General features: G+C 69.2%; 16 protein-coding genes. 14 read left to right on the top strand and 2 right to left on the bottom strand.

The genetic code is table 11. The features are described 5' to 3' along the window. The first annotated feature begins 37 nt into the window (after window positions 1–37). The 4 genes from tig to clpX all read left to right on the top strand — a co-directional run bounded on the left by tig (window position 38) and on the right by clpX (window position 4,627). Window positions 38–1,453, top strand: coding sequence for a trigger factor (gene tig / locus ABT078_RS14955; protein ID WP_351227598.1), 1,416 nt, complete (start codon window positions 38–40; stop codon window positions 1,451–1,453). Window positions 1,454–1,817: 364 nt separating this feature from the next. Then, complete coding sequence (locus ABT078_RS14950; RefSeq protein ID WP_351227712.1) at window positions 1,818–2,423, top strand: ATP-dependent Clp protease proteolytic subunit; 606 nt, start codon at window positions 1,818–1,820, stop codon at window positions 2,421–2,423. 93 nt (window positions 2,424–2,516) lie between these two features. Further along, entirely contained in the window at window positions 2,517–3,200 is a 684-nt protein-coding gene (locus ABT078_RS14945; RefSeq protein ID WP_351227596.1) for an ATP-dependent Clp protease proteolytic subunit, read from the top strand. Between the two features lie 143 nt (window positions 3,201–3,343). Next, window positions 3,344–4,627 carry an ATP-dependent Clp protease ATP-binding subunit ClpX gene (gene clpX, locus ABT078_RS14940; RefSeq protein ID WP_351227594.1) on the top strand — a complete coding sequence of 428 codons (1,284 nt, stop codon included), beginning with the start codon at window positions 3,344–3,346 and terminating at the stop codon, window positions 4,625–4,627. Window positions 4,628–4,705: 78 nt separating this feature from the next. Here clpX and ABT078_RS14935 read toward each other — a convergent pair whose 3' ends face one another. Next, window positions 4,706–5,047: a hypothetical protein gene (locus ABT078_RS14935; protein ID WP_351227592.1), complete on the bottom strand. Its 342-nt coding sequence runs from the start codon at window positions 5,045–5,047 to the stop codon at window positions 4,706–4,708. A 261-nt stretch (window positions 5,048–5,308) separates the two neighbouring features. After that, the gene (locus tag ABT078_RS14930) at window positions 5,309–6,295 is read right to left on the bottom strand and encodes a hypothetical protein (protein ID WP_351227590.1); all 987 of its coding nucleotides are present in this window, start codon (window positions 6,293–6,295) and stop codon (window positions 5,309–5,311) included. A 137-nt stretch (window positions 6,296–6,432) separates the two neighbouring features. On the opposite strand from ABT078_RS14930, the gene ABT078_RS14925 reads away from it, so the two are divergent. The 10 genes from ABT078_RS14925 to rodA all read left to right on the top strand — a co-directional run bounded on the left by ABT078_RS14925 (window position 6,433) and on the right by rodA (window position 19,574). After that, entirely contained in the window at window positions 6,433–9,054 is a 2,622-nt protein-coding gene (locus ABT078_RS14925; protein ID WP_351227588.1) for a valine--tRNA ligase, read from the top strand. A gap of 201 nt (window positions 9,055–9,255) precedes the next feature. Beyond that, the gene (locus ABT078_RS14920) at window positions 9,256–9,978 is read left to right on the top strand and encodes a histidine kinase (protein ID WP_351227586.1); all 723 of its coding nucleotides are present in this window, start codon (window positions 9,256–9,258) and stop codon (window positions 9,976–9,978) included. A gap of 492 nt (window positions 9,979–10,470) precedes the next feature. Beyond that, window positions 10,471–12,021 (top strand): bifunctional tetrahydrofolate synthase/dihydrofolate synthase, encoded by a 1,551-nt coding sequence (gene folC, locus ABT078_RS14915; RefSeq protein ID WP_351227584.1) that lies wholly within the window; start codon window positions 10,471–10,473, stop codon window positions 12,019–12,021. 5 nt (window positions 12,022–12,026) lie between these two features. Continuing rightward, window positions 12,027–12,392, top strand: a complete 366-nt coding sequence (locus ABT078_RS14910; RefSeq protein ID WP_351227582.1) for a DUF4233 domain-containing protein — start codon at window positions 12,027–12,029, stop codon at window positions 12,390–12,392. A gap of 144 nt (window positions 12,393–12,536) precedes the next feature. After that, window positions 12,537–12,947, top strand: coding sequence for a nucleoside-diphosphate kinase (gene ndk / locus ABT078_RS14905; RefSeq protein WP_351227580.1), 411 nt, complete (start codon window positions 12,537–12,539; stop codon window positions 12,945–12,947). A gap of 299 nt (window positions 12,948–13,246) precedes the next feature. Further along, window positions 13,247–14,266 carry a rod shape-determining protein gene (locus tag ABT078_RS14900; protein WP_351227578.1) on the top strand — a complete coding sequence of 340 codons (1,020 nt, stop codon included), beginning with the start codon at window positions 13,247–13,249 and terminating at the stop codon, window positions 14,264–14,266. 168 nt (window positions 14,267–14,434) lie between these two features. Continuing rightward, the gene (gene mreC, locus ABT078_RS14895; protein ID WP_351227576.1) at window positions 14,435–15,490 is read left to right on the top strand and encodes a rod shape-determining protein MreC; all 1,056 of its coding nucleotides are present in this window, start codon (window positions 14,435–14,437) and stop codon (window positions 15,488–15,490) included. A gap of 18 nt (window positions 15,491–15,508) precedes the next feature. Continuing rightward, window positions 15,509–16,177, top strand: a complete 669-nt coding sequence (gene mreD / locus ABT078_RS14890) for a rod shape-determining protein MreD (RefSeq protein WP_351227574.1) — start codon at window positions 15,509–15,511, stop codon at window positions 16,175–16,177. Window positions 16,178–16,196: 19 nt separating this feature from the next. Beyond that, window positions 16,197–18,371, top strand: coding sequence for a penicillin-binding protein 2 (mrdA, locus tag ABT078_RS14885; RefSeq protein ID WP_351227572.1), 2,175 nt, complete (start codon window positions 16,197–16,199; stop codon window positions 18,369–18,371). A gap of 3 nt (window positions 18,372–18,374) precedes the next feature. Continuing rightward, a complete protein-coding gene (gene rodA / locus ABT078_RS14880; RefSeq protein ID WP_351227570.1) occupies window positions 18,375–19,574 on the top strand; it encodes a rod shape-determining protein RodA in 1,200 nt (399 codons plus the stop codon). The last annotated feature ends 43 nt before the right edge of the window (window positions 19,575–19,617 follow it).

Below are 19,617 nucleotides of genomic sequence, written 5' to 3'. Positions count from 1 at the left end.
CAGAACCCCTGATTTCAGCCACCAAGGAGACCGAACCGTGAAGAGCGCCGTGGAGACCCTGAACCCGACCCGGGTTCGGCTCACTGTCGAGGTGCCCTTCGAGGAGCTCAAGGACAGCCTCGACGCGGCGTACAAGAAGATCAACCAGCAGGTCACGGTCAAGGGCTTCCGTAAGGGCAAGATCCCGGCCCGGGTCATCGACCAGCGGTTCGGCCGCGGTGCGGTGCTGGAGGAGGCCGTCAACGACGCCCTCCCGAAGTTCTACACGCAGGCGGTCAACGAGGCCGAGGTCAACGTCCTCGGCCAGCCCGAGGTGGACATCACGGAGCTGAAGGACGGCGAGACGCTGGCCTTCACCGCCGAGGTGGACATCCGCCCGACGATCGAGATCCCGGACTACTCCGGCATCTCCGTCGAGGTCGACGCCATCGAGGTCAGTGACGAGGATGTGGAGAAGTCCGTCGAGCAACTGCGCTCGCGCTTCGCGTCCACTTCCCCGGTCGAGCGCGCCGCCGCCGAGGGCGACGTCGTGACGATCGACCTGGAGGCCAAGGTCGACGGCGAGGTCCTCGCGGACGGCGTCGCGGACGGCGTGCAGTACACGATCGGCTCCGGTGAGCTCCTCGACGGCATCGACGAGGCCGTGACCGGCCTGGAGGCCGGCGGCGAGGCCACCTTCACCTCGCAGCTGAAGGGCGGCTCCGCCGAGGGCCAGGACGCCGAGGTCACCGTCAAGGTCACCCAGGTCGCGGCCCGTGAGCTCCCCGAGCTCGACGACGAGTTCGCGCAGATGGCGAGCGAGTTCGACACCCTCGAGGAGCTGAAGGCCGACAGCCGCAAGCGCCTCGAGAACATGAAGGAGTACGACCAGGCCACCCAGGCCCAGGAGCGCGTCCTGGACAAGCTCCTGGAGCTGGTCGAGGTCCCGATGCCCGAGAAGCTCCTCGAGGACGAGGTCAACACCCGCAAGCACAACCTCGAGCACCACCAGCTCGGTCAGATGGGTCTGACCCTCGACAAGTACCTGGAGATCCAGGGCAAGACCGCCGAGGAGTTCGAAACCGAGACCAAGGAGCAGGCGGTCAAGGGCATCAAGACCCAGTTCGTCCTCGACGAGCTGGTCTCCAAGGAGAAGCTGAACGTCAGCCAGGAGGAGCTCACCGAGCACCTCATGCGCCGCGCCGCCTCCTCCGGCATGTCACCCGACCAGTTCGCCCAGGCCGTCGTCGAGGGCGGCCAGGTGCCCATGCTCGTCGGCGAGGTCGCCCGCGGCAAGGCGCTCGCCGTGGTCGTCGAGGCCGCGACGGTCACCGACACCAACGGCGAGGTCGTCGACCTGAGCGACGACGAGGACGAGGTCGAGGAGGCCGCGGAGGTCGCCGCCGCCGCCACCGGTGGGGTCGACGCCGACGCCGCCGCCGCGAAGGACGCCGAGGACGAGACCGAGGCCTGAGCCTCGCGCTGATCCCGTACGACGGGCCCGGACGCGCCCTGTGCGCGTCCGGGCCCGTCGCCGTACCGGAGCCGCGCGCACCGGCCTCCCGGCCGAATCGCCGCGGGTCGCGGCGGAGCCTGCTCAGGTGGGCGTACGCGGGGCGCTGACGTGGGCGTCCACGACGCCTGCACGCTCCCGCACCTTGCGCTCCCAGCGAACAGTTCGAGAAGCGGGATGGCGCCCGCCCACCAGCGCGTTAGGGTCCATGAGTACGAGGGCAGGGGACTACCCGCCCAGGGGATCTTCCAGCCCCCGGTAGTACGAAGACGCTGAGACGGCCGCAGCCGTCAGAGACGAGCAGGTGGATTACGTGACGAATCTGATGCCTAACGCCGCCGGTGAACCGTCCATCGGTGGAGGCCTCGGCGACCAGGTCTACAGCCGGCTGCTCGGCGAGCGCATCATCTTCCTGGGTCAGCAGGTCGACGACGACATCGCCAACAGGATCACGGCGCAGCTCCTCCTTCTGGCCGCAGACCCCGAGAAGGACATCTACCTCTACATCAACAGCCCCGGTGGCTCGGTGACGGCCGGCATGGCGATCTACGACACCATGCAGTACATCCCGAACGACGTCGTCACCATCGGCATGGGCATGGCCGCCTCCATGGGCCAGTTCCTGCTCACCGGCGGCACCGCGGGCAAGCGCTTCGCGCTCCCGCACACCGACATCCTGATGCACCAGGGCTCCGCCGGTATCGGCGGTACCGCATCGGACATCAAGATCCAGGCCGAGTACCTGCTGCGCACCAAGAAGCGCATGGCGGAGATCACCGCCCACCACTCCGGCCAGACCGTCGAGACGATCATCCGCGACGGCGACCGCGACCGCTGGTTCACCGCCGGGGAAGCCAAGGACTACGGGCTCATCGACGAGATCATCTCCCTCGCTTCGGGCGTTCCGGGCGGTGGTGGCACCGGGGCCTGATCCCCGGCACCGGGGCCGCCGGGCCTGATCCCCGGCACCAGGCCCCGGACTCCGCACCCCACCCAGACCCTCAGCCCGCCGAACGCCACCAGGATGGTGAACACCGACATGCACATGCAGAACAATCTCTCCGCGAGCGGCCTCTACACGGGCCCGCAGGTGGACAACCGCTACGTCGTTCCCCGCTTCGTCGAGCGCACCTCGCAGGGTGTGCGCGAGTACGACCCGTACGCGAAGCTCTTCGAGGAGCGCGTGATCTTCCTCGGCGTCCAGATCGACGACGCCTCCGCCAACGACGTCATGGCGCAGCTGCTGTGCCTGGAGTCGATGGACCCGGACCGCGACATCTCGATCTACATCAACAGCCCCGGTGGTTCGTTCACCGCGCTGACCGCCATCTACGACACGATGCAGTTCGTGAAGCCGGACATCCAGACGGTCTGCATGGGCCAGGCGGCCTCCGCCGCCGCCGTCCTGCTCGCCGCCGGCACCCCCGGCAAGCGGATGGCCCTGCCGCACGCCCGTGTCCTGATCCACCAGCCCTCGACCCAGACGGGCCGGGAGCAGCTCTCCGACCTGGAGATCGCGGCCAACGAGATCCTGCGCATGCGTGAGCAGCTCGAGGAGATGCTGGCCAAGCACTCGTCGACGCCGATCGAGAAGGTCCGCGACGACATCGAGCGCGACAAGATCCTGACCGCCGAAGAGGCCCTCTCGTACGGCTTGGTCGACCAGATCGTCTCGACCCGCAAGAGCACGGCCGCAGCGGCCGCCTGACGCCCGACCTTCCCTTGGCGCGGTACACGTCAATGTGAACCGCGCCAAGGGGGGCCCGAACGAGGGGCCCGGCAAGGTACCGTCGGATATGAGGCACCAGGAGCCGCTGAACCAAGCGCTCCCAGGCGAAGGGGAAGCACCTCGTGGCACGCATTGGTGATGGCGGCGATCTGCTCAAGTGCTCGTTCTGCGGAAAGAGCCAGAAGCAGGTGAAGAAGCTCATCGCAGGCCCCGGGGTGTACATCTGCGACGAGTGCATCGACCTCTGCAACGAGATCATCGAGGAGGAGCTCGCCGAGACCTCCGAGGTGCGGTGGGAGGAACTCCCCAAGCCGCGCGAGATCTACGAGTTCCTCGAGGGGTACGTCGTCGGGCAGGAGCCCGCGAAGAAGGCGCTCTCGGTCGCGGTGTACAACCACTACAAGCGCGTCCAGGCCGGCGAGACCGGCGGCGCGCAGGGGCGGGACGACGCGATCGAACTCGCCAAGTCCAACATCCTGCTGCTCGGCCCCACCGGCTCCGGCAAGACGCTGCTGGCCCAGACGCTGGCTCGCATGCTCAACGTCCCGTTCGCCATCGCCGACGCGACGGCGCTGACGGAGGCGGGCTATGTCGGCGAGGACGTCGAGAACATCCTGCTCAAGCTGATCCAGGCCGCCGACTACGACGTCAAGAAGGCCGAGACCGGGATCATCTACATCGACGAGATCGACAAGGTCGCCCGCAAGAGCGAGAACCCGTCGATCACACGGGATGTGAGCGGTGAAGGGGTCCAGCAGGCGCTGCTGAAGATCCTGGAGGGCACGACCGCCTCCGTGCCCCCGCAGGGTGGCCGGAAGCACCCCCACCAGGAGTTCATCCAGATCGACACGACCAACGTGCTCTTCATCGTGGGCGGCGCCTTCGCCGGCCTGGAGAAGATCATCGAGTCGCGGGCGGGAGCGAAGGGCATCGGCTTCGGCGCCACGATCCGCTCCAAGCGGGAGATCGAGGCGAGCGACCAGTTCCAGGAGGTCATGCCCGAGGACCTGGTGAAGTTCGGCATGATCCCCGAGTTCATCGGCCGACTGCCGGTGATCACGTCGGTCCACAACCTGGACCGCGAGGCGCTGCTGAAGATCCTGGTCGAGCCGCGCAACGCCCTGGTCAAGCAGTACCAGCGGCTGTTCGAACTCGACGGCGTCGAGCTGGACTTCGACCGCCCTGCGCTCGAGGCCATCGCCGACCAGGCGATCCTCCGCGGCACGGGCGCGCGCGGCCTGCGCGCCATCATGGAGGAAGTCCTCATGTCCGTGATGTACGAGGTGCCGTCGCGCAAGGACGTGGCGCGTGTCGTCATCACGGCAGACGTGGTGCACAACAACGTGAACCCGACACTGGTGCCGAGGATCGTGAAGAACGACGGGCGGCACGAGAAGAGCGCGTAGCGCTCGACACACGTACGAAGACCGAGGCGCCCGGCCGGTTCGACGAACCGGCCGGGCGCCTCGGTACCGTTTCAGCCGCTAACCCCAGTGGAGATTGGTTCCTTCGGCCGTCTCGCACATCAGTTTCAGAGTGTTGCCGTCAAACACTCCCACCTGTGTCCAAGCCAGTCGGATGCCTCCGTTGTCCGTGGCCGAGGTTCCCCAGCTCTGGGATGTCCCGGAACCGGAGTGGAGACGCTTCCACGGCCAGGCGTGATTGGTGCCGTTGCTCTTGCGGGTGACGAGCCGGACGCCGACGTTCATTCCGTCCGCCTTGCGGTCCTGGACCGTGAGTGTCACAGGGTTCAGGCGCGTGCGGCTTGCGAAGTTCCACGTTCCCCCACCGGTTGCCGGCGGTGTGACGATGACACCGCCGATCACAGGGCTGCACCTCGAGTCGTAATGGGCCGCGGCAGCCGGTGTGGCGGCCAATGGCACGAGGAGGCATGCAACGCCTCCAGCTGTCGCATGCATGGCTCGCCTGCGCACAATTGCCCCCAAGGATGATCGAGTTGGTCAGACTTGATCGGCTCCAACCCATCGAATGCCAGTTCCAGGTGGGAATGTCGAGAGGACCACTCGGACGCCAGGCCGGTCCCGCCGACTGGTCGAGCGCGCCTTCGTGCCGCCTGTTCCTGCGGATCAGACCTTGGTGCGCGAGGCGTTGTAGAGCTTGGCCGCCAAGCCTGCGACCTCGTCCTGCGGGACGGCCTTGCCGCCCGTGCCCACGATCTGCGCCACGTTGATGACGTTCACGGCGGCGATGGTGCTGTAGTCGGCCCAGACGCAGATCGGAAGCTCGAGCTCCTTGGCTCCGACGCCCGACGAGGCAGCGTCGCCGGTGGGCGTGAACTTGGCGCTCTGGCACTTCATGAGCGCACCTTCGAAGCCTTCGGGCTCGACAGCGGTGGGGCTGCCGACCAGCTCGACCTTGAAGTCCTCCTCGTCGTCCTTCTCGCCCTCCTCGAGCTTCTGGAAGTAGCCGTCGATCGCCTTCTCCGGGTCGGGGACCTCGCCCCACAGTCCGTTGAGGCTCAGCGACTTCGCCTTCGACGGATCGCTCGGGTCCCCCGCCTTGTACGTGGCGCCCGCCTCCTGAGGGTTCTTGATCCCCAGGAGGGTTTCGACCTCCTTCTTCTCCTTGGCGGTAAGAGACTCCGGGCTGTCCTTGTCCTTCTTGAACTCACCGACCGTGGCCGCCGGGGTGATCTTGTACCCCTTGGTGTCATCGGCCACCGCGCTGTTGCCGCTGCCGCCGAACACGAAGTACGCGCCGACGCCGATCGCCGCGACCACCGCGACCGCGCCGATGATCAGGCCCGTCTTCTTGCCGCCGCCCTGGGCCGGCGGCGGGGGCGGGTAGGCGCCGGGGCCCGCGCCGTACGGGGGCTGCTGGGGAGGCTGGCCGTAGGGGGCGGGCTGCTGCGGGGGCTGGCCCCAGCCCTGCTGCTGCGGCGGGACGCCCTGGGGGGCCTGCTGGGGGTACCCGTAGCCGGGCTGAGGAGCCTGCTGCGGGTAGCCGTAACCGGGCTGCGGGGCCTGCGGCGGCTGGCCGTACGGACCCGGCTGGCCGTACGGCCCGGGCTGCTGGGGCTGACCGTCGTACGGGCCCGGCTGGTTGTAGCTCATTCCTGGGTTCCCCTCCAGATGCTTCTGCGTTCCGAACATCCTGTCGGAACGGGCACCGTCCAGGGGTGCGGGGGCGCACACCGTTACGGAACATTCCCGTTTCAGAACCGGACCGTGACACCTCTAAACTGTGACCCGTGACCGAGAACACTCATCAGCAGCCAGCCAGCAACCCCGAACTGCCGACCCAGTACGCGCCGGCCGAGGTAGAGGGGAAGCTGTACGAGCGCTGGGTAGAACGCGGTTACTTCGAGGCCGACGCGAACAGCGAGAAGCCTCCGTACACGGTCGTCATCCCGCCGCCGAACGTCACGGGCAGCCTCCACCTGGGCCACGCCTTCGAGCACACGTTGATCGACGCCCTCACCCGTCGCAAGCGGATGCAGGGCTACGAGACGCTGTGGCAGCCCGGCATGGACCACGCCGGTATCGCCACGCAGAACGTCGTCGAGCGTGAGCTCGCCAAGGAGGGCAAGTCCCGTCACGACCTCGGCCGTGACGAGTTCGTCGAGCGCGTCTGGCAGTGGAAGGCGGAGTCCGGCGGTCAGATCTCCGGGCAGATGAAGCGGCTGGGCGACGGTGTCGCCTGGTCGCGCGAGCGCTTCACGATGGACGAGGGCCTCTCCAAGGCCGTCCAGACCATCTTCAAGAAGCTCTACGACGACGAGCTGATCTACCGCGCCGAGCGCATCATCAACTGGTGCCCGCGCTGTCTGACGGCCATCTCGGACATCGAGGTCGAGTACCAGGACGACGACGGCGAGCTCGTCTCGATCCGGTACGGGGAGGGCGACGACTCCATCGTCGTCGCGACGACCCGCGCCGAGACGATGCTGGGCGACACGGCCGTCGCCGTCCACCCCGAGGACGAGCGCTACCAGCACCTCGTCGGACGCGAGATCGAGCTGCCGCTGACCGGCCGCCGTATCCCCGTCGTCGCCGACGAGCACGTCGACCCGGAGTTCGGCACCGGCGCCGTCAAGGTGACGCCCGCGCACGACCCGAACGACTTCGAGATCGGCCAGCGGCACGGTCTGCCGAACCTCGCCGTCATGGACGAGCGCGCCGTCATCACCGCACACGGCCCCTTCCAGGGCCTGGACCGGCTGGAGGCCCGCAGCGCCATCGTCGGCGCCCTGCGCGCCGACGGCCGGATCGTCGCCGAGAAGCGCCCCTACGTCCACTCCGTCGGCCACTGCTCGCGCTGCAAGACCACGATCGAGCCGCGGCTGTCCATGCAGTGGTGGGTCAAGGTCGGTCCGCTCGCGAAGGCCGCGGGCGACGCCGTCCGCGACGGCAAGGTCGCGATCCACCCGCAGGAGATGGAGAAGCGGTACTTCGACTGGGTCGACAACCTCCACGACTGGTGCATCTCGCGCCAGCTGTGGTGGGGCCACCGCATCCCCGTCTGGTACGGCCCGAACGGCGAGATCGTCTGCGTCGGACCGGACGAGGAGCCGCCGAGCGGCGAGGGCTGGACCCAGGAGACCGATGTCCTCGACACCTGGTTCTCGTCCGGCCTGTGGCCGTTCTCCACGCTCGGCTGGCCGGAGCAGACCGAGAGCCTCGCGAAGTTCTACCCGAACTCCGTCCTGGTCACCGGCTACGACATCCTCTTCTTCTGGGTCGCCCGGATGATGATGTTCGGCCTGTACGCGATGGACGGCACCCCGCCGTTCCACACCATCGCCCTGCACGGCATGGTCCGCGACCAGTTCGGCAAGAAGATGTCGAAGTCCTTCGGCAACGCGGTCAATCCGCTGGACTGGATGGACAAATACGGCTCCGACGCGCTGCGTTTCACGCTGGTACGCGGCGCCAACCCGGGCGTCGACGTCCCGATCGGCGAGGACTGGGTCCAGGGCTCGCGCAACTTCGCCAACAAGATCTGGAACGCGACGCGCTTCGCGCTGATGAACGGCGCGACGGTCGAGGGCCCGATGCCCGACCCGTCCGCCATGTCGGCGACCGACCGCTGGATCCTCTCGCGCCTGAACTCGGTCGTCGCCGAGGTCGACGCGTACTACGAGGACTACCAGTTCGCGAAGCTGTCCGACACGCTCTTCCACTTCGCGTGGGACGAGGTCTTCGACTGGTACGTCGAGCTGTCCAAGACCACGTTCATGGGCGGCGGCGAGGCCGCGAAGGTCTCCGCACGTGTCCTGGGCGAGGTCCTCGACGTCACGCTGCGGCTGCTGCACCCCGTGGTGCCCTTCGTCACGGAGACGCTGTGGACCACGCTCACGGGCGGCGAGTCCGTCGTCATCGCCGAATGGCCCAGGGACAGCGGCTTCCGCGACGAGGCCGCCGAGCGGGAGATCGAGCTGGTCCAGCGGGTCGTCACCGAGGTCCGCCGGTTCCGCTCCGACCAGGGTCTGCAGCCCGGCCAGAAGGTCCCGGCCAGGCTGACGCTGGACGGCACCGCGCTCGCGCCGCACGAGGGCGCGATCCGGCAGCTGCTGCGCCTCCAGCCGGAGGGCGAGTCCTTCCACGCGACGGCGACGCTGCCGGTCGCGGGCACGGAGGTCGCGCTGGACCTGTCCGGGGCGATCGACATCGCCGCGGAGCGCAAGCGGCTCGCGAAGGACCTCGCGGCGGCCGAGAAGGAGAGGGCCCAGGCCACGGCGAAGCTCGGCAACGAGGCGTTCCTGGCCAAGGCCCCGGACAATGTCGTCGACAAGATCCGCGGCCGGCTCGCGAAGGCGGACGACGACATCGCGCGCATCACCGCTCAACTGGCCGCCCTGCCGCAGGCCTGACGGGCGGGGGTCCGGCCGCCGCCTGCCGGGCCCTCGCCTGCCCGGGCGGGCTCCTCCCGAGCCCGCCCGGGCCTCCGGCCTTTCGAGCGTGTCCGGCGTTCCGGAACGGGCACGAGGGTCGCGGGGCCGTGCCGGCCGCACCCGAGTCCGGATCGGCGCTCGCTCGCGTGCGCCGCACCCGCCACCTTGGATGTTGGACGCATGCCGCCCGCCGTCCTCGCGCTGCGCAGCGCCGTCGCGGCGGGGCGCCGGTACGCGGACCGCTGGGCGGTCTCACCGCGTGCCGTCGACGCCGTCACGGCGCTCAGCTGCTTCGCGCCGATGCTGCTCGACGTGCCGGGCCTGGCCCAGGCGGACAACTCCCTGGGCCGGGTGAGCGCGACCGTCGTCCTGGCGGCCGGCGCGGCGACGCTGCTGCTGCGGCGCCGGGCGCCATGGGTGCCGTACCTGGTCGCCCTCGGCTGTCCGGGCCGGCTGCACGAGCTGACGTTCATCCAGTTCGCGTTGTACTCGCTCGGCCGGTTCCGCGGGCGCACCGCCGGCGTCATGGCCACGCTCGGCCATGTCCTCACGGCGTACGCCCTGTTCGACACCCCCGGCCGGCCGGCCCATCTCGGGGACTCCCACAGCGAGTTCCTGAGCCTGGTCGTGCCGATCGGCGTCCTCGCGTCGGGCGTCGGGATCGCCGCGTACCGCCAGGACCTGATCCGCGAGCTGGAGGCACAGCGCGCGGAGACCCTGGCCCTCCAGGCCGTGCAGAAGGAACGCACCTCCGTCGCCCGCGATGTGCACGATCTGGTGGGCCGTGAGCTGACCGTGCTCACCGTGCGGGCCGAGGTGCCGGCGGTACGGGCCCGGGCCGAACCGCAGGCGCCGATTTCGACGAGCTCGCCGAAACGGCCCGCCGCGCCGATCACATGCTGAACGAGATCATCGTGCGGCGCGCCGACGAACGGACCGCGACGCCCGGCCTCGAGGGCCTCCCCGCCCTCGCGGCGGAGGGGGAGCGGATGGGCAGCCCGGTGCAGCTGGAGATCAGCGACCGGGCCGGCCGGATCTCGCCGCTGCGGCAGACGGCGGTGTACCGGGTCGTCCAGGAGTGCCTGACGAACGCCGCCAAGCACGCTCCGGGCGAGACGGTGACCGTGAGCATCGACGTGGAGGGCCGCGGCTGCGGATCGACTTCGGCAATTCGCTGTCGGCCGAGGACCCGGCCCGTGAGCGGCCCGTGTCGGCGGGACCGGCACCTTCTCGATGCGCGAGCGGGTGGAGAGCATGGGCGGCACGCTCACCGCGGGTCCGCGGGAGGGGTCGTACCACGTGCCGGCCCTGCTCCCGTCGGGCCTGTGAGGACCGCGGGGGCACGGGCAGGCGGGCCTCGGCCGTCGTGTCGGTGGGCCTCCGTAGACTGGCAGCGTGAGTGAGCAGCAGCAGCCGGATCCCTTCGACGACGCCGAAGACACCGACGGCGTCGACAACGTCCACGAGCCCGACGTGTTCGACGAGATCGTCGACGCGGAGACCGACCGTGACCCCGACCTGGCGGTGATCGAGGCCGGCAGCCGCACCCTGCGCACCCAGGCCGGGCCGCCCCAGGGTGACCAGATGCCCACGCGGCCCGCCGACCCGGAGGTGGACAAGGCACTGCGCGAGGTCGAGACGGACCTCGCGACCCGCTGGGGCGAGACGAAGCTGGAGCCGTCGGTCAGCCGGATCTCCGCGCTGATGGACGTGCTGGGCGAGCCCCAGCGCGCGTACCCGTCGATCCACATCACCGGCACCAACGGCAAGACGTCCACGGCCCGCATGATCGAGGCCCTGCTCGGCGCCTTCGAACTGCGCACCGGTCGGTACACCTCGCCCCACGTCCAGTCGATCACCGAGCGGATCACCCTGGACGGCGTGCCGATCGCCCCCGAGCGCTTCGTCGCCACGTACCACGACATCAAGCCGTACGTGGAGATGGTCGACGCGGCCCAGGAGTTCCGGCTCTCCTTCTTCGAGGTGCTGACCGGCATGGCGTACGCCGCGTTCGCGGACGCGCCCGTCGACGTGGCCGTCGTCGAGGTCGGCATGGGCGGCAGCTGGGACGCGACCAATGTCATCGACGGGTCGGTCGCCGTCGTCACCCCGATCGCGCTGGACCACACCGACCGGCTGGGTGACACCGCGGCAGCGATCGCGGGCGAGAAGGCCGGCGTCATCAAGCAGGGCGCGACGGTGATCCTGGCGCAGCAGCCGGTGGAGGCCGCGCAGGTCATGCTGAAGAAAGCCGTCGAGGTGGACGCGACGGTGGCCCGCGAGGGCATGGAGTTCGGGGTCGTGTCCCGTGAGGTCGCGGTCGGCGGGCAGCTGCTGACGCTGCGCGGGCTCGGCGGGGAGTACGAGGAGATCTTCCTCCCGCTCTACGGCGCCCACCAGGCGCACAACGCGGCGGTCGCGCTCGCCGCGGTCGAGGCCTTCTTCGGCATCGGTGAGCAGCACGCGCGCACGCTCGACATGGACGCGGTCCGCTCGGCGTTCGCGTCCGTCGTCTCTCCCGGCCGTCTCGAGGTCGTGCGCCGCAGCCCGACAGTCGTCCTGGACGCCGCGCACAACCCCGCGGGGGCCCAGGCGGCCGCCGACGGCATCACGGAGGCCTTCGGCTTCTCGCGGCTCATCGGTGTCGTCGGCACCAGCAGCGACAAGGACGTGAAGGCGATCCTCGAAGCCTTCGAGCCGGTCTTCACGGAGATCGTCGTCACGCAGAACTCCAGCCATCGCGCGATGAACGCCGACGAGCTGGCCGCGGTCGCCGTGGAGGTCTTCGGCGACGAGCGGGTGGTCGTCGAGCCGCGCCTCGACGACGCGCTGGAGGCGGCGGTGACGCTCGCCGAGGAGGAGGCGGAGTACGCGGGCGCAGGCGTCCTGGTGACCGGCTCCGTGATCACGGTCGGCGAGGCACGCCTGCTGCTGGGAAGGGGCTGAGTTCCATGCGTACGCTCTGTGCGTCCACGCTGATCGGCGAGTTCTTCGTGATCGGTTTCGCCGGTCTGGTGGCGATGAAGACCGACGGGCCGTCCGTGACGCTGGTCTGGACGGTCTGCGGCATCGCGATGCTGCTGTCCGTGCTGCTGTGCGGGATGATCACCCGCCCCGGCGGGGTGCAGCTCGGCTGGGTCCTGCAGATCGGCCTGATCGCGAGCGGATTCGTGGTCCCGGTCATGTTCATCCTCGGCGTGGTGTTCGCCGCCCTGTGGTGGGCCTCGGTCCACTACGGACGCAAGGTGGACGAGACGAAGGCGGCATGGGCCGCGCAACAGGCCGTTAGTCCTTCGTCAGAGCCTGACGCTGCGTAACGGGTGGCGTCGGGGGCCCTGTAGCCTCTGCATGCCGGCATGTCCAGCACCCCCCACCCCGAGACCGACTCCCGGACTCGACATCCGAGACTCGACATCCGAGACTCGGGACACCTGAGACCCGCACTCGAAGGAGCCCGCACCGTGAGCCAGCGCACGCTCGTCCTGCTCAAGCCCGACGCCGTACGCCGCGGCCTGATCGGCGAGATCATCGGCCGTATCGAGAGCAAGGCCGGCTGGCAGATCACCGCGCTGGAGCTGCGCACGCTCGACCGCGAGACGCTGGAGCAGCACTACGCCGAGCACGTGGGCCGGCCGTTCTACGAGCCGCTCGTCGAGTTCATGCTGTCCGGCCCGGTCGTCGCCCTCGTCGTCGAGGGCGAGCGCGTCATCGAGGGCATCCGCACCCTGGCGGGCCCGACCGACCCGATCGCGGCCGCCCCCGGTTCCATCCGCGGCGACTACGGCACGATCGTCCGGGAGAACCTCATCCACGCCTCGGACTCCGAGGAGTCCGCCATCCGGGAGCTGAAGCTCTTCTTCCCGGCGGTCTGACGGCTCTTCCTCCCCGGGTCCTTCCTGATTGCTCGTCAGCCATCCAGGGCCCTGGCCTGGGGCGACCGAAGGAATTTCGGTCGCCCTTCGGCATACGAACCCCGAAACCGGGAACGCATCGCTCCGAATCGTCGTCACCCTTACTGAGGCGGGCCAGCGCGCGGTGTCCGTGCAGGCGCCACTACGATGGAAGCCTTCACGCCACAGCGCCCGTGCAACACCTCCTGCCTACCTGAAAAGCCATCAAAGCTCGATTTGGGAAGGCCCGACGCATCCTCATGGGAAACAAGGGGAACTCAATGTCGTTCATCGGCCGTGACATGGCTGTCGACCTCGGGACCGCCAACACGCTGGTGTACGTGAGGGGTCGTGGGATCGTCCTCAACGAGCCGTCCGTCGTCGCCATCAACACGAACACCGGCGGCATCCTCGCGGTGGGCGCCGAAGCGAAGAAGATGATCGGCCGCACGCCGGGGAACATCGTCGCGGTGCGCCCGCTGAAGGACGGCGTGATCGCCGACTTCGAGATCACCGAGCGGATGCTCCGCTATTTCATCCTCAAGATCCACAAGCGCCGCTGGGCGGCCCGCCCGCGCATCGTCGTCTGTGTGCCCTCCGGCATCACCGGAGTCGAGCGCCGCGCCGTCATCGAGGCCTCGACGCAGGCCGGTGCCCGTCAGGTGCACATCATCGAGGAGCCGATGGCCGCCGCCATCGGAGCGGGTCTTCCGGTCCACGAGGCCACGGGCAACATGGTGGTGGACATCGGCGGCGGCACCACCGAGGTCGCCGTGATCTCCCTCGGAGGAATCGTCACGGCACAGTCCATCCGGGTCGCCGGTGACGAGCTGGACAACGCGATCATCCAGCACATCAAGAAGGAGTACAGCCTCCTTCTCGGCGAGCGCACCGCAGAGAACATCAAGATCACCATCGGCTCGGCGTACGCCATGGACAAGGAGGAGCACACCGAGATCCGCGGCCGTGACCTGGTGTCCGGCCTGCCGAAGACCGTGGTCATCTCCGCCGCCGAGGTCCGCAAGGCCATCGAGGAGCCGGTCAACGCGATCGTCGACGCCGTGAAGACCACGCTCGACAAGTGCCCGCCGGAGCTCTCCGGCGACGTCATGGACCGCGGCATCGTCCTCACCGGCGGTGGCGCCCTGCTGCGCGGCCTCGACGAGCGGCTGCGCCAGGAGACCGGTATGCCCATCCACATCGCCGAGGACCCCCTGGACTCGGTCGCGCTCGGCTCCGGCAAGTGCGTCGAGGAGTTCGAGGCGCTCCAGCAGGTGCTGGACGCCCAGCCGCGCAGGTAGCGGACACGACCGAAGCCTTCCCCGGCCGCCCGTCCGGCCCGGGGGACCCCCGTGCGGGCGCTGCCGGACCCGAACGGCGGATCGTTGGTATAACGGCACAAAGCAACATCACAGAGCACAACGGCACGCAGCACACACATTCCTATGAGGAAGGCACGGCCGCCGCACGTGAGGGACACGAAAGAGAGCCGGCTGCTCCTGGTCCTGCTGATCGCCATCGCGTTCGCGCTGATCACGGTGGACATCCGCGGCGGCCAGGAGTCACCGGTGGGCGGCGCCCGGCAGGCTGCAGCCGCGGTGTTCGGACCGGTCGAGAACGGCGTGGCAGCCGCCGTCGATCCGGTCGGCAACGCCATAGGAGCGATCCGGGACTCGGGGGAGCGCCACAGCCGGATCGCCGTGCTGGAGCGGGAGAACGCGGCCCTCAAGGCGAGGCTCGGCAGCGATGCCCGCAACCAGAGCCGGCTCCGCCAGCTCGACGACATGCTGAAGAAGGCGGCCAACGGGCAGTACGGCATCAAGGCCGCGGAGGTCATCGCCATAGGAGCGGCGCAGGGCTTCTCCTGGACCGTCACCATCGACGTCGGTTCCCGGGACGGCATCCTCCGCGACATGACCGTGCTCAACGGCGACGGGCTCGTCGGCCGCGTCACCACCGTCGGTCCGGACACCGCGACCGTACTCCTCGCCAACGACCCGGACTTCACGGTCGGTACGCGGATGGAGGGCAGCGACGAGCTCGGCTTCGCGACCGGTCAGGGCGACCAGCCGCTCTCCGTGCAGCTCCTCAACGGCAGGGCGAAGGTGAAGAAGGGCGACCGGCTGGTCACCTTCGGCTCGCAGGCCGACAAGCCGTTCGTGCCCGGAGTCCCCGTCGGCGAGGTCGTCCGCGTCGACCCCTCCGGCGGCGACCTCACGCGGACCCTCTTCGTCCGTCCGTTCGCCTCCTTCTCCAAGCTCGACATCGTCGGAGTCGTCGTCCAGGCGCCCCGCACCGACCCGCGCGACACGGTCCTCCCGGCGAAGCCGAAGCCGACTCCCACGCCCACGGTCACGGTGACGGTCACCCCGTCGCCCAACGGGCAGGGACAGGGCGAGGGTGAGGGCGAGGACCAGGGCAACGCCACGGACAACGGCACCGGTACGGACACCGCGGTGGACAACGGCACCGGTACGGACACCGCGGCTGATACCGGCCCGGACACCGGCCGGAACGACGAGTAGCAGGAGGAGCCGAACACCATGCGCTTCAACCGGATGCTGCTCTCCACCACGCTCGTGGTGGTCGCCCTCGTCGTCCAGGTCTCCGTCCTTGCCCGGCTCCACCTCCCCGGAGCCGTCCCCGACCTGCTGCTGCTCGTCGTCCTCGCCCTGGCGCTCGTGTACGGGCACGTCAGCGGCGCCCTCATCGGCTTCGGCGCGGGCCTGCTCGCCGACCTCGCCCCGCCCGCCGACCACGCCGCGGGACGCTACGCGCTCGTGCTGTGCGTCATCGGCTATCTCGCGGGCCTGGTGAGGCCGGAGACCCGCCGGCTCACCTCGGCCACGGGCCCGATGCTCGTGGTCGTCGCCGCCGCCGTCGGCTCCACGCTGCTGTACGCGGGCGTCGGCGCCCTCGTCGGCGACACGGCCGCCCGCCATGTCGGCCTCGGTTCGCTGCTGTTCACCGCGGCCGTGTACGACCTGCTGCTCGCGCCGTTCACCGTGCCGCTGATCATGGCGCTCGCCAGACGCGCCGAGAGCGATCCGCTCGCCGACAGCCAGGCCGGCGCGTCCGACGTGTCCAACGCCTGGACGTCCTTCGGCACCGGACTGCGGATCGGCAGCCAGCGCAGCGGTGGACTGCGTGTGAAGGCGGCCAGGACGCGGGTGTCCCGCGCCGGCCGCATCAAGGGAATCAAGCGACTGTGATCGAGGGGGCAACGGCAGCGTGAGCAACATTCCCGAGACCGGGCGGACTCCTCGCGTCCAGATCCGGCTCGTCGTCATCCAGGTCCTCGTCTTCTCCCTCTTCGCCACCCTCGGCGGACGCCTCTGGTTCGTCCAGATCCGCGACGGCGAGGAGTACGCCAAGGAGGCCTCGGGCAACGGCGTCCAGCAGGTCGTCCAGCCCGCCGTCCGCGGCGCGATCCTCGACGCCCGTGGAGTGCCGCTCGCCGACAACGAGACGCGCCTCGTGGTCTCCGCGTCGCGCACCGACCTCATGAAGATGAAGGACGACGGCAAGGGCGTCCTCACCCGGCTCGCCGGGGTCCTCGGCATGAAGCCGAAGGACGTCATGGACAAGGTCCGGCTCTGCGACGCCGAGACCCCGCAGCCCTGCTGGAACGGTTCCCCGTACCAGCCGATCCCGGTCACCGACGAGGCCACCACCCAGCAGGCCCTCCAGATCCGCGAGCGCGCCGAGGACTTCCCCGGCATCACCGCCGAGCCCACCGCCGTACGCCGTTACCCGGCCCCCGGCAAGGCCAACACCTCGCAGGTCCTCGGCTATCTCTCGCCCGTCACCGACGGGGAGATCGAGAAGGCCAAGGACACCGATTCGCCGTTCCTCCGCTCGGACCAGGTCGGCCGCTCCGGACTCGAGCGTACGTACGACAAGGAGCTGCGCGGCAAGGCCGGCGTCACCCGCTACGAGGTGGACAACCTCGGTCGCGTCATGGGCCAGGCGAAGGCGGACAAGGCCGAGCCGGGCGCCAATGTCGTCACCTCCGTCGACGCCCGCGTCCAGGCGGTCGCCGAGTGGGAGCTCAACAACGCGATGAAGGAAGCCCGCAAGGTCTTCGACGACAACACCAACCGCAACTACAAGGCGGACTCGGGCGCCGTCGTCGTCATGGAGGCGAAGACCGGCCGTGTGGTGGCGATGGCCTCGCTGCCCACCTACGACCCCAACGCCTGGGTCGGCGGCATCTCCGCCAAGGACTACGCGAAGCTGACCGGCAAGAAGTCCAACTTCCCGCTGCTGAACCGGGCCATCCAGGGCCAGGCCGCACCCGGCTCGATCTTCAAGGTCGTCCCGACCACCGCGGCGGTCAACGCCGGCTACGACTTCAAGGGCCGCTACCCCTGCCCCAGCTCGTACTCCATCGGCAACCAGGTCTTCAAGAACTTCGAGTCCCAGGGCCACGGCAGCATCACCCTCGGCCAGGCCCTCGAGGTCTCGTGCGACACGGTCTACTACGCCCTCGCCCACCAGCAGTGGCTCAAGGACGGCGGCCTCAAGCCGAAGAAGAACGCGGCGGACTGGTTCTACAAAACCGCCCACCAGTTCGGCCTCGGCGCCGAGACCGGGATCGACCTGCCCAACGAGGAGACCGGCCGGGTCCCCGACCGCCGCTGGAAGCAGAAGTTCTGGGAGGCGAACAAGGACTACTGGTGCAAGATCGGGAAGAAGGGCGGCACCTACATCCAGCAGCTCTCGTACGAGAACTGCCTCGAAGGCAACATGATGCGCGCCGGTGACTCCGTCAACTACTCCATCGGGCAGGGCGACACGCTCGTCACCCCCATCCAGATGGCCACGATCTACGCCGCCATCTCCAACGGCGGCACGCTCTACGACCCCACGGTCGGCAAGGCGGTCATCAGCGCCGACGGCAAGAGCGTGCGCGAGATCAAGCCCAAGGCGCACGGCAAGCTGCCGATGGACGCCAAGACGCGCAAGCTGATGGACGAAGCCCTGGCGGGCGTCGCCACCCGCGGTACGGCCGCCTGGCGATTCGGCGGCTGGCCGCAGGACAAGATCCCGATGCACGCCAAGACCGGTACGGCCGAGGTCCACGGCAAGCAGACGACCTCGTGGTTCGCCACGTACACCAAGGACTACTCGATCGTGATGACGATCTCCCAGGGTGGTACGGGCTCCGGTGCCTCGGGCCCCGCCGTGCGCAACATCTACAACGCGCTCTACGGGCTGGACATGGAAGGCAACCAGGACCTCAAGAAGGCCCTCCTGCCGCAGCCGCAGAAGACCCTGCCGAAGATCAACCCCGACGGCACGATCGACGCCCCGCAGATCAAGCCGTACGCGCCGCAGAAGCCGAAGCCGGAAGAGGACAGCACGCTGGCGGGCCCGCCGGCCGCGACCGGGCGGAGGGACTGACCCATGGCCGGAACCCACGGCTTCTCGGTCGCGCGGTACGCCCCCGAACGCGGGCCCTGGGCCCGGCTCACCGCCCGGGACTCGATGCTGCGGCGGCTCGACTGGCCGATGCTGCTGTCGGCGATCGCGCTCTCGCTCATCGGCTCGCTGCTCGTGTGGTCGGCCACCCGCAACCGGACCGAGCTCAACCAGGGCGACCAGTACTACTTCTTCTTCCGCCACCTGCTGAACACCGGCATCGGCATCACCCTGATGGTCGGCACGATCTGGCTCGGGCACCGGACTCTGCGCGGTGCCGTTCCGGTGCTGTACGGGATCTCCGTCCTGCTGGTCCTGCTGGTGCTCACACCGCTCGGCGCGACGATCAACGGTGCGCACGCCTGGATCCAGGTCGGCGGCGGATTCTCCCTGCAGCCCTCCGAGTTCGTGAAGATCACGATCATCCTGGGCATGGCGATGCTGCTGGCGGCCCAGGTCGACGCGGGCGACCACGTCCACCCCGACCACGGCACCGTCGCCAAGTGCCTCGTCCTGGCGGCCGTCCCGATGGCGATCGTCATGATGATGCCGGACCTCGGCTCGGTCATGGTGATGGTCGTGATCGTCCTCGGCGTGCTGCTCGCCTCCGGCGCCTCCAACCGCTGGGTCCTCGGGCTGATCGGCGCGGGCGTGGCGGGCGGCGTGCTGGTCACCGCGCTCGGCCTGCTGGACGAGTACCAGATCAACCGCTTCGCCGCCTTCGCCAACCCCGAGCTCGACCCGGCGGGCGTCGGCTACAACACCAACCAGGCGCGCATCGCGATCGGCTCCGGCGGGCTGGTCGGCACCGGGCTCTTCAAGGGTTCGCAGACGACGGGCCAGTTCGTGCCCGAGCAGCAGACCGACTTCGTCTTCACGGTGGCGGGCGAGGAACTCGGCTTCCTGGGCGCGGGCTTCATCCTCTTCCTGCTGGCCGTGGTGCTGTGGCGGGCCTGCCGGATCGCCCGCGAGACGACCGAGCTGTACGGCACGATCGTCGCGGCCGGGATCATCGCCTGGTTCGCCTTCCAGTCCTTCGAGAACATCGGGATGACGCTCGGCATCATGCCGGTCGCCGGGCTCCCGCTGCCGTTCGTCTCGTACGGCGGCTCGTCCATGTTCGCCGTGTGGGTGGCCGTCGGACTGCTCCAGTCGATCCGTGTCCAGCGGTCTATAACGGCCTAGGAGCGGCACGCCCCGGACCGAGAACGGCTCGGTTCGTACTGAC

The organism is Streptomyces sp. NPDC002133 (assembly GCF_040296405.1).
In the GTDB taxonomy this organism is placed as follows: domain Bacteria; phylum Actinomycetota; class Actinomycetes; order Streptomycetales; family Streptomycetaceae; genus Streptomyces.
The sequence above is the reverse complement of the archived record's forward strand: the minus strand, read 5'-3'. Positions and strand labels throughout refer to the sequence as shown.

Bases quoted from the DNA above. Each gene is read 5' to 3' on its own strand.
- ABT078_RS14900 (WP_351227578.1), top strand. From the start codon at position 13,247: ATGTCGTTCATCGGCCGTGACATGGCTGTCGACCTCGGGACCGCCAAC.
- ABT078_RS14910 (WP_351227582.1), top strand. From the start codon at position 12,027: ATGCGTACGCTCTGTGCGTCCACGCTGATCGGCGAGTTCTTCGTGATC.
- rodA (WP_351227570.1), top strand. From the start codon at position 18,375: ATGGCCGGAACCCACGGCTTCTCGGTCGCGCGGTACGCCCCCGAACGC.
- ABT078_RS14920 (WP_351227586.1), top strand. From the start codon at position 9,256: ATGCCGCCCGCCGTCCTCGCGCTGCGCAGCGCCGTCGCGGCGGGGCGC.
- ABT078_RS14950 (WP_351227712.1), top strand. From the start codon at position 1,818: ATGCCTAACGCCGCCGGTGAACCGTCCATCGGTGGAGGCCTCGGCGAC.
- mreD (WP_351227574.1), top strand. From the start codon at position 15,509: ATGCGCTTCAACCGGATGCTGCTCTCCACCACGCTCGTGGTGGTCGCC.
- ABT078_RS14945 (WP_351227596.1), top strand. From the start codon at position 2,517: ATGGTGAACACCGACATGCACATGCAGAACAATCTCTCCGCGAGCGGC.
- ABT078_RS14930 (WP_351227590.1), bottom strand. From the start codon at position 6,295: ATGAGCTACAACCAGCCGGGCCCGTACGACGGTCAGCCCCAGCAGCCC.